6 protein-coding genes are annotated in these 8,857 nt (G+C 44.5%); all 6 read right to left on the reverse strand.

Going from position 1 to position 8,857, the window contains the following annotated elements; translation table 11 throughout:
- Positions 1-3: 3 nt before the first annotated feature.
- The 6 genes from loaP to NSU18_RS12220 all read right to left on the reverse strand — a co-directional run bounded on the left by loaP (position 4) and on the right by NSU18_RS12220 (position 8,853).
- A complete protein-coding gene (gene loaP / locus NSU18_RS12195) occupies positions 4-567 on the reverse strand; it encodes an antiterminator LoaP (protein WP_341149129.1) in 564 nt (187 codons plus the stop codon).
- 221 nt (positions 568-788) lie between these two features.
- Positions 789-1,826 carry an HAD-IIIC family phosphatase gene (locus tag NSU18_RS12200; RefSeq protein ID WP_341151033.1) on the reverse strand — a complete coding sequence of 346 codons (1,038 nt, stop codon included), beginning with the start codon at positions 1,824-1,826 and terminating at the stop codon, positions 789-791.
- A gap of 5 nt (positions 1,827-1,831) precedes the next feature.
- The gene (locus NSU18_RS12205) at positions 1,832-3,001 is read right to left on the reverse strand and encodes an acyl-CoA dehydrogenase family protein (protein ID WP_341149130.1); all 1,170 of its coding nucleotides are present in this window, start codon (positions 2,999-3,001) and stop codon (positions 1,832-1,834) included.
- A 21-nt stretch (positions 3,002-3,022) separates the two neighbouring features.
- Positions 3,023-3,259 (reverse strand): acyl carrier protein, encoded by a 237-nt coding sequence (locus NSU18_RS12210; RefSeq protein ID WP_341149131.1) that lies wholly within the window; start codon positions 3,257-3,259, stop codon positions 3,023-3,025.
- A 36-nt stretch (positions 3,260-3,295) separates the two neighbouring features.
- A complete protein-coding gene (locus NSU18_RS12215; RefSeq protein ID WP_341149132.1) occupies positions 3,296-4,144 on the reverse strand; it encodes a 3-hydroxyacyl-CoA dehydrogenase family protein in 849 nt (282 codons plus the stop codon).
- A gap of 14 nt (positions 4,145-4,158) precedes the next feature.
- Positions 4,159-8,853 (reverse strand): SDR family NAD(P)-dependent oxidoreductase, encoded by a 4,695-nt coding sequence (locus NSU18_RS12220; protein WP_341149133.1) that lies wholly within the window; start codon positions 8,851-8,853, stop codon positions 4,159-4,161.
- Positions 8,854-8,857 lie beyond the last annotated feature (4 nt).

Below are 8,857 nucleotides of genomic sequence, written 5' to 3' on the forward strand. Positions count from 1 at the left end.
CTACTAACCGCCTGTTCTTGTAGGGCTAGATTCAAATTCTATACCTAAATCAATTATTTTACTGGCGCCCATAAACTCAAAATTAATCTTGGCTCTTCTATGCCGTTTGTCCAGCTTGGTGATTCTATTTTCCTTTCCTTTCAAAGGTCCGGATAATATGTATAACTTGTTATCGACAAAAACAGCCTTGGACAGTTCAATGATATCTTCCCCATTAATTAGCTCCAAGATGGGCTCAATTTCTTCTATGGGGACACATTTAAAATAATCTCCCTCACTGCCCTCTTCTCTGCAATGTATTTTCTTATCTTTTTCATTGCAATAATCCAAAATTTTAAAAACGCCATATATTGAATTAATACCGGTGTACTTGTCGGCATCCATGTTAATGTAAACGAATACATAACCAGGGAACATGATTCTTGTTACTTCTCTAAAGACCCCCTCCTTCTTCTCATGAATTTTCCGTTTGGGTATACAACAATGCAAATAGTCCAACTGCTTGTATAATTGTGTTCTAACCTGTTCCTCTCTCCCTGTCTGGACATAAACCGCATACCATTTCAATTGGTTATCCCCCATAGAAGTTTTGTAGAATCCTCTTAACAAAAGAGAATAGGTGCATATAGTAAAAATAAAGTAAATTATATTATTAATGATAATATATTCTATATACTACCATTCATCACCATCTTCACTTATGAAAAAAATCACTTCACAGGGGATAAAATGTAAATATGAGTCATTGTTCCAAAAAATCGCCGTATTATTGATCTTCCTGGATGGGATTAGAACGGACTTTCGACAATCAGCTCCATGTAGGCTGGAGGATTCTGAAACTGTGCCTTATCATGTTCAAGAATAATCAGATTTCCATACCGCTCCAGCTCCTTAAAGCCGGCAAAAAGATAGGTAAACTTCATCATCCGGTTGTACTCTGTAGGGACAAACTCAGCACGCAGGGTTACGCCTGCATCCTTAGCCAGAGCTGCGACATAATTCAATAGCACACTTCCAATTCCTCTTGACATAACCCGGCAAGACATTAGCAGAAGTTTAAGCGTCCATACCTTCCCGTCCATTTCGAGGAGTGTAAGCCCAATTTTTCCGTATGCCCCATATTTATCTTCCAGGTCCGACATCAACAGCAGATGCTGGGGGGATAGCCGGAATTGGTCCAATTCTTCATAGGAATAGGTGTAACCAGTGGCATTTAGTTGATGGGTCCTCACCGTCAGCTCTTCCGCACGCTTTAAATCATCCTCCCGAACCGCCGCTACCGTGAGCTTCAACCCGAGTGAAGACAGAAATTCTTCATTGGAGCCAGTAAATTTCTCCTCAATACGGTTCCGTATAATATCATTCCTGTAGAGCTGCCTGCGATTTTTGGAATCCTCAGTCATATACATCGGATTAAACTCGGCCATCCCAAGCAAGGAGTCCAGCTCTATCGCGTCTATGCATAACACTTCCGGATGCTGAAAATTCACTTCCTCGCGCTCAAACGGCTGATCATCAATAAAAGCCATGGATTCCCTACTGATATTAATTAAGGACCGGATATTCTCCACAGCAACAGACTTACTGTCCCAGCCGATTTGAGGAAAGAGAAAAAATTCATCCAGGCCGAATTGCTTTAGCTTAGCCATCGCCATATCATGGTTATTCCGGCTGGCAATGGATTGTAATATTCCCCGTTCATCCAAAGTTTCAACTATTTCGGCTACTCCCTCACGGAGCAAAACCTCCCGGTCTTCTGACAGAATGCCGTGCCACAATGTATTGTCCAAATCCCAGACTAGACACTTGATCTTTTGGGCTCCCATCAGACTCACGCACCTTCTCTCGACTTCCGCCGCAAGAGCCGTCTAACATCGACAATCTCCTGAGTAGCAATAAGTAATTCATGCATTTGTGTGGTTCCTTCGATAATCTCGTTAATTTTTGCGTCGCGAAAATACCGTTCTACAGGGTAGCCCTCGTGGCAGCCATTGCCTCCATGAATCTGTACCGCATAATCAGCAGCCATCGTAACCATGGTCGAAGCGTAGTATTTAGCCGACCATGTCTCCATAATGCTGTCCGGGTCTCCGGTATCCTTCAGATATCCGGCTTTGCAGCACAGCAGCCTTGAAGCCTTAAGTTGCACGGCAATCTCTGTAATCATCTTCTGAATAAGCTGATTCTCACGGATAGGCCGGCCGAATTGAACTCTTTTGCTCGCATAATCAATAGATGCCTCCAGACATGCCTGCGCTAGTCCGACACAACCCCAAGCTATTGTATATCGTCCATAATCCAGACTTGAAAGAGCAACATGTGAAAGTCCGGCACCGATTTGCCCCAACAGATTTCGGGAAGGTATTCGGCAGTTCTCAAAGGATAATTCAGCAATCATTGAAGCCCGGGCTCCCAGCAGGCCGGACATGGGTTTTGTGTTAAAGCCTTCCCGAAACCGCTCGACAATAAAGGCGGTCGGCTTGCCTTCACATTTGGCGAAGATCAAAAAGACATCAGCAATTTGTCCCATTGTGATCCAGCGTTTATGCCCGTTTATTACATAGTCATCGCCTTCCCGGATAGCTGTCGTTTCGATGCTCTTGGCGTCGCTGCCGGCATTTGGTTCCGTTAGACCAACGGCTCCTATCGCTTCACCAGACGCGAACTTAGACAACCACTCCGCTCTTTGTGCATCTGTCCCCCAGCGCAGGATCGCTAAAGCTATCATTCCCTGAACGGTCAGCAGGCTCCTAACGGACGAACAGGCCCGTCCAATCTCTTCATTTAGTAATCCGATTGTGATATTATCCAGCCCCATACCTCCGTAATGGTTCGGCAACATGGAACCCAGATACCCTTTCTCTTTAAGACTCTTAAGCGCATTAGGGTGAATCCGTTCCTCCTTGTCGTTGATTTCAGCGTATGGAAGCACCTCCTTATCAACAAATCTTTGGAACTCCTCTTGCCATTTCTGCTGCTCCACTGTTAATTCAAGCTTCATCGTAATTGCCTCCCAAGAGTTTTATAATGTTTTCATCTCAATCAGCTTGAGCATTCCATTGATTGTGCGGAAATTATCCAAATCCATATCCGCATTGTCTATCCGGATAGAGAATTCCTTCTCCAGAAACATCACAAGCTGCATGGCGAATAACGAATTGACAAAGCCTAGAGCAAAAATATCCTCATCATCCCCAAGCTCATATTTACGAAAAAACCGGGACAAAAACAATCTGATCTTCACTTTGTTTTCTTCCATTTAAATATCTCCCTTTTTCTTATTAGATTAGCGGTACTATACGTAATTGTAGAACCCGCGGCCGCTCTTGCGGCCTAGCAATCCTGCGTGCACCATCTTTTGCAATAATGGGCAACAACGGAATTTTGAATCCTGGTAGCTTTCGTATAGTATCTTAAGAGAATGGACCACGGTGTCGAGACCAATCAAATCTGCAGTTTCCAGCGGTCCCATGGCATGTCCATAACATTTCTTGAAAATATCGTCTATCTCTGAAGGTTCGGCTACTTGATCCTGAACTACAAAAGCAGCTTCATTCATAAACAGATGGGAAATACGGTTAGATACAAACCCCGGATAATCTTTCACTACAATTATGTCCTTGCCCATTCTGTCCATCAGCCTCTCTACCGAAAGCACACAATTCTCCGATGTGTGGAAGCCGCGTATGACTTCGACCGTCTTCTTTGCTGGAACCGGATTCATAAAATGGGTTCCGATTACCCGATCGGCCCGCTGGGTCAAACCTGCGATTTGGGTAATAGAAATACAAGAGGTATTAACCATAAATATGCACTCGTCTGGGCAGATTTTATCCAAGCTGCCATAAAGCTCCTTTTTAATCTCCCAATCCTCTGTAGCATTCTCTATCACAAATTGCGTGTCAGCCAGCATCCTTCTGTCGGTACTGAATGCAATGCGCCCCATAACAGTATCTGCATTCTCAAACTGCTGCCCGCTGCCGAACAAACCACGAAAACGCAGGTTGTTCTCGATCTCTTTGCTGCAGCTCTTCAGCCGCTCTTCATCAATATCAATTGCTACTACCGGCAGACCTGCTTGTGCCAAAGTTTGCGCTACGCCAGTGCCCATAACTCCTAAACCAACTACACCGATCTTCATCATGTAATTCCCCCACGTTATACAGAAGTTAATTTATCCAGACAGACCCTTTCAAGCTCAATGATATTTGCAATATTCTCTGTAAAAAAACCTGTACATAAGCTAATGGAACTGCCTGAGAAAAGATTCTTTGCAACTTTCGCTCTTATCGCCTTCCAGAGGTTCAGTATATCCTCTACAATCTTTACTTCATCATGGCTGGAGCCAAATAAAAGTTTTAGCCGGTACAGCTCCACTTGCTTCACATTAACTAAGGTATTAAGACCTTCAAGAACCTGATCATTTGCCATCAATTTTCTGGAATTTTCATCACAAAGATACTCCTCCAGCTCCATGATTCCCTTGGCGATGGCTTCTCTGCCAGTAAGGTAACACCTCTTTAATTCATTGATTTGATAATCCGGTTCTGAAAGGCCCCCCCTTTCTCCAGTTTCGCTTAAATAATATTCATAGTAAGAATACTCATCAAAGAAATTCATGAAATTTGCAATATAACCGTTATAGGCTCGGGTTACCTCCTCAAAGGAAACCTTTTTTTTGTCATAGGCCAAATTGTCCCTTAGAGGATGTTCGATGATATGAAATACTCGTTCTTCTTCGTTATATCCGTAAATTAGCCAAGTATGGGGCAGATGTGTTGTCTCGTACAAATCCTTTCTTATAGAAGCATAATAACAATCAATCCAAAGGATAACCGGATTCCCCTTTTGGATTGCCTTCATTGTATCCGGGATGATCTCCTCACTTTTAGATTTTGCATGAAATTCAATCCCAGCATGCTGCAACAGAAGACTGTCAGACTGCCTTGGAAGATATCGGGCTTCTGGCCATACTCCGTCTTCCCTGCGCTGAATCTGGTATACAATCATGTCATTGAGCAGGAAGGGAATGATACTTCCTTTATAATATTGAATAACAGGAAACAGGGAATTATAAAAACAGCTTTTATAATAGACGTCATTGAAAGGGTGGATATCCAATAGAATGTCTGTTATTTTATTCTCAGTCGAACCGGGCTTCACCGTTTCTTTTACAAGACACTCTCCGGTTCTCTTCTCCGCGCGCAAGGCCAGTTTTCGAATCGTTCTATACTTCTCTACATCCTCGTAGCTTAAAGACAGATGCTCTTTCTCCATTTCGAGCTCACATTTTACAGCCACTAAGGAATTCCCGCCTAAATCATAGAAGTCCTTGTCAATGTTCACTTCGTCAATCCCTAACAACCCGGACCAAATCACTGCCAATTTGTTCTCCAATGGAGTATATGTTTCACCATTCTCTCTTCCTGCAGGACGAGCGGCAGCGGGCAAAAGATCGGTTTGGGGTTCTCGGCTTGTTGAGGCAGACAATGTATGAATGACTCGGGCTCTGATCTCAGCGGATAACGTAACCGGTAAATATTTTTCACTGAGCAGAAGCTCCTGAGTGTAACTTAATTTGCATATGACAATCCTTTTAATGTCCCGATTCAGCACCTGTAAGAATGCCTCCAACGCTTCTGCATTACTGATTCTTAACAGAATACTGCTCTCGGTTAGATTATTTTTCGATACCATTCCTGTTTCTTTCCACGCCGTCCAATTTATAACGGTAGTCTTGCGCCCTCTTCGGTTTCTCCAAGCACCAAACGTATCCTGGTAGGCGTTCGCAGCGCTATAATAGCCTAAGCCCTTTCCGCCAAGAATTGAAGCTACCGATGAAAAAAGTATGAAAAAATCCATGTCATCATCTTGTGTCAGCTTATCAAGAATCCATGTGCCATAGATTTTTGGAGCAATCACTTTCTCCAAATCCAGCCTGCTCTCTCTGGAAATGTTCTGACCATCCCCTCCGGCGGCTGCGCTGTGCACCACGCCGTTAATTCTGCCAAACCTGCTTCTTACTTGCGCCAGCAGTTGCTTCATTTCAGATTCCTGGCATACATCCGCTCTCATGCAGACTACTTGGCTTCCGTTTTCTTTAATTGCAAGTAAGGTTCTGATTTTGTGGCACAATGCTTCGTCTGTAGACGTCTCTAGCAACGCCGCCCATTTATCGGCTTCGGGAAACGGGGACCGGTTAACCAATACCAGGTTAACTTGGATCTGTTGTCTGGAGAAGAAATGTGCTATTTCCAGTCCAATACCGCCTGTGCCGCCAATAATGATATAGGCTCCGTCCTCTTTAAGCATCCATTGTTGCACGGGAACCGTTGACAGGCTTTGAGGAGAAATCTCTTCCGTATATCTCTGGTTGTTACGGAAAGCCGCAGAATGAAGCTGGTAACCGGATTCTATTTCCTTGTAGATTAGTTCGGCATCTGTTTCATCGTCTATGTCAATACATCTGCATTGTATTGCTTTACTTTCCTGGTTCACGACTTTCGCTAATCCGAACAAGGCCGCATTTTCAGGAATTAGCAGCTTTTCATCTCCTGTAACCTCGTTAGCATAAGCCGATATAACAGTGACCTCTATACTTTGGGCTGGTCTTGAGTCTTGCAATGCATGGATTAATCCAAGAAAGCTGGATATCCCTTGCTTCAGATTGTCTCTAACCGGTCCAAAATCAGAACAAGCCTGCGTTCTCATACATGAAGCGAAATGGTAAATCTGAGATACTTCAGATAGCCGGAGGGAGTTTTCAGGCTGATCATAACTCTGGTGGCCTCCGCCTCTCCACTCTATAAACGGCCTGCCCTCCTCCCTCAGCCTGTTTAATACATAATCTCCAATTCCGGCTCCATCTGTAACCACAAGAATTGTCCCGTTCTGCTCTTCCTGCTCCGTCTGAAGACTGGCCCGTTCTTGCCGTTTCCATGCATGGGAATAATACAGATGATCACTATGGGAAACATTCTGCTTAAGCGCGGGGGCTGGTAAGCGGGCCCAGCACCTTTTCCTTTCAAACGGATAAGTAGGAAGACTTATCCGGCCAGCTCCTGCACCGGAATAGAAACGGTTCCAATTAATCTGCTCCCCTCCGGCATAACGCTCGCATATCTCCTCCAGCTGCCGTCTATTCAAATCATTATAGAAGCATTGGTTATCTGGAAGCGGATTCAAGCTATCCGTTTTGTGAGGACTATAGAATATGCCGTCTTTGTTTCGTGAATTAAAATCAATTGCCTTCAGCTTTTGCTGCAGCTCCCTGACATCCCTTGCCACAAAGGCAATACGGCATGCAAAGTGTTCTCTGCCTGTAGTGGCTGTATAGCATATATCAATCAGGTTATGCTTTGCAAAGCCAGTATGCTGATATTTTCTGACCAGGCGCTCCAGAGCAGCTACTGAATTGGCTGATAAAGTGAAAACATAATCCACAGGAGACGCTTGATTCTCACTACTTTCAGGACATGGAGCCTCTTCCAATATCACATGACAATTAGTTCCGCTTAATCCGAAAGAACTTATTCCACATCTCCTTAACTCTCCGGCACTGCTCTCCCAAGGCATTAGCTTATCATTGATATAGACAGGGGAATTTTCAAAATCAATTTTCCGGTTCGGAAAGCTGAAGTTGATACTGGGCGGAATTTTTTTATGTTTTAATGCCAGGACTGCCTTGATCAGACCGGCAATTCCGGCGGCATTGTCCAAGTGGCCGATATTGCTTTTTACCGCGCCGATCGCACAAAATTGTTTTTTTGAAGTAAATTGGCTGAACGCTTTATTGATCCCTTCAATTTCAACCGGGTCTCCCAACTTGGTTCCTGTGCCATGGGCTTCAATATAAGAGATCGTTTCAGGCTGTACCTCGGCATCCTGCCAGGCTCTTACAATCACATCTGCTTGGGCATCCGGGTTAGGTGCAGTAATACCAATTGAATGGCCATCCTGGTTAATGGCGCTCCCTTTAATAACTGCATAAATCTGATCGTGATCCTCTATGGCCTTATGCAACGGTTTGAGCAAAATAACCGCTGATCCCTCTCCAAAGCCGGTTCCATCCGATGCTTCGTCAAAGGTCCGGGTGTGGTCCACCGAAGATTCGATTCCCATTCTGTTACTGTACTTAAAGGGTAAAAGATTTATTTTAATACCACCGGCAAGCGCCGTTTCACAATCTCCGGTTCTAATGGACCGGCAAGCATAGTGAACGGCCGCGAGTGATGAAGAACACGTAGTATCTATCATCAGGCTTGGTCCCTTGAAGTCAAACAAATAGGATACTCTCCCGGCTATGACGGGTGCCAGGTTGCCGGTCATCGAAGCAGCAAAGGATTCCGGCTCCAGTCTGGATACATGATTAAAATATTCATTCGAGGAGAAGCTGCTGAAGCCGAGGAACACCCCTACACGCTGACCGCGCAGTTTGTGGCCTCCATAACCAGCATCTTCAAGAGCTTCCCAGGAAGTCTCGAGGAATATCCTCTGGTTAGGGTCCATAAGACTGGCCTCTTTGGGAGAAATATTGAACAGCTCGTGGTCAAAGGAGTCTATCTCATCCAGATAGGCATATTTTGCATAATTCACCTCCTGCTCTTGCTCCACAGCAGCTACGAATGCATCCAAATCCTTACGTCTTCTTGCAGGTATTTCTCTTATGCAGTCCTCTCCACTTTCCAATATCCCCCAATACTGCTCAGTATTTTGAGCGGAGGCTATTCTGGTAGAGACGCCTATGATTGCGATATCCTTCATGGAAATATGAGGTTTGTTCCGCATCTCTTCACTGGTACTGGATTGCGGATTATTCAAGCTAAAGCCCAGCAGCTTTTTCTTGATTGCCATTTTT

Source organism: Paenibacillus sp. FSL H8-0048, assembly GCF_038002825.1.
Classification (GTDB): Bacteria; Bacillota; Bacilli; order Paenibacillales; family Paenibacillaceae; genus Paenibacillus_AQ.

What these genes read in the sequence shown, in the direction of transcription:
- NSU18_RS12200 (WP_341151033.1), bottom strand. Translation starts at nt 1,826, where the DNA reads ATGGGAGCCCAAAAGATCAAGTGTCTAGTCTGGGATTTGGACAATACA.
- NSU18_RS12205 (WP_341149130.1), bottom strand. Translation starts at nt 3,001, where the DNA reads ATGAAGCTTGAATTAACAGTGGAGCAGCAGAAATGGCAAGAGGAGTTC.
- NSU18_RS12210 (WP_341149131.1), bottom strand. Translation starts at nt 3,259, where the DNA reads ATGGAAGAAAACAAAGTGAAGATCAGATTGTTTTTGTCCCGGTTTTTT.
- NSU18_RS12215 (WP_341149132.1), bottom strand. Translation starts at nt 4,144, where the DNA reads ATGATGAAGATCGGTGTAGTTGGTTTAGGAGTTATGGGCACTGGCGTA.
- NSU18_RS12220 (WP_341149133.1), bottom strand. Translation starts at nt 8,853, where the DNA reads ATGGCAATCAAGAAAAAGCTGCTGGGCTTTAGCTTGAATAATCCGCAA.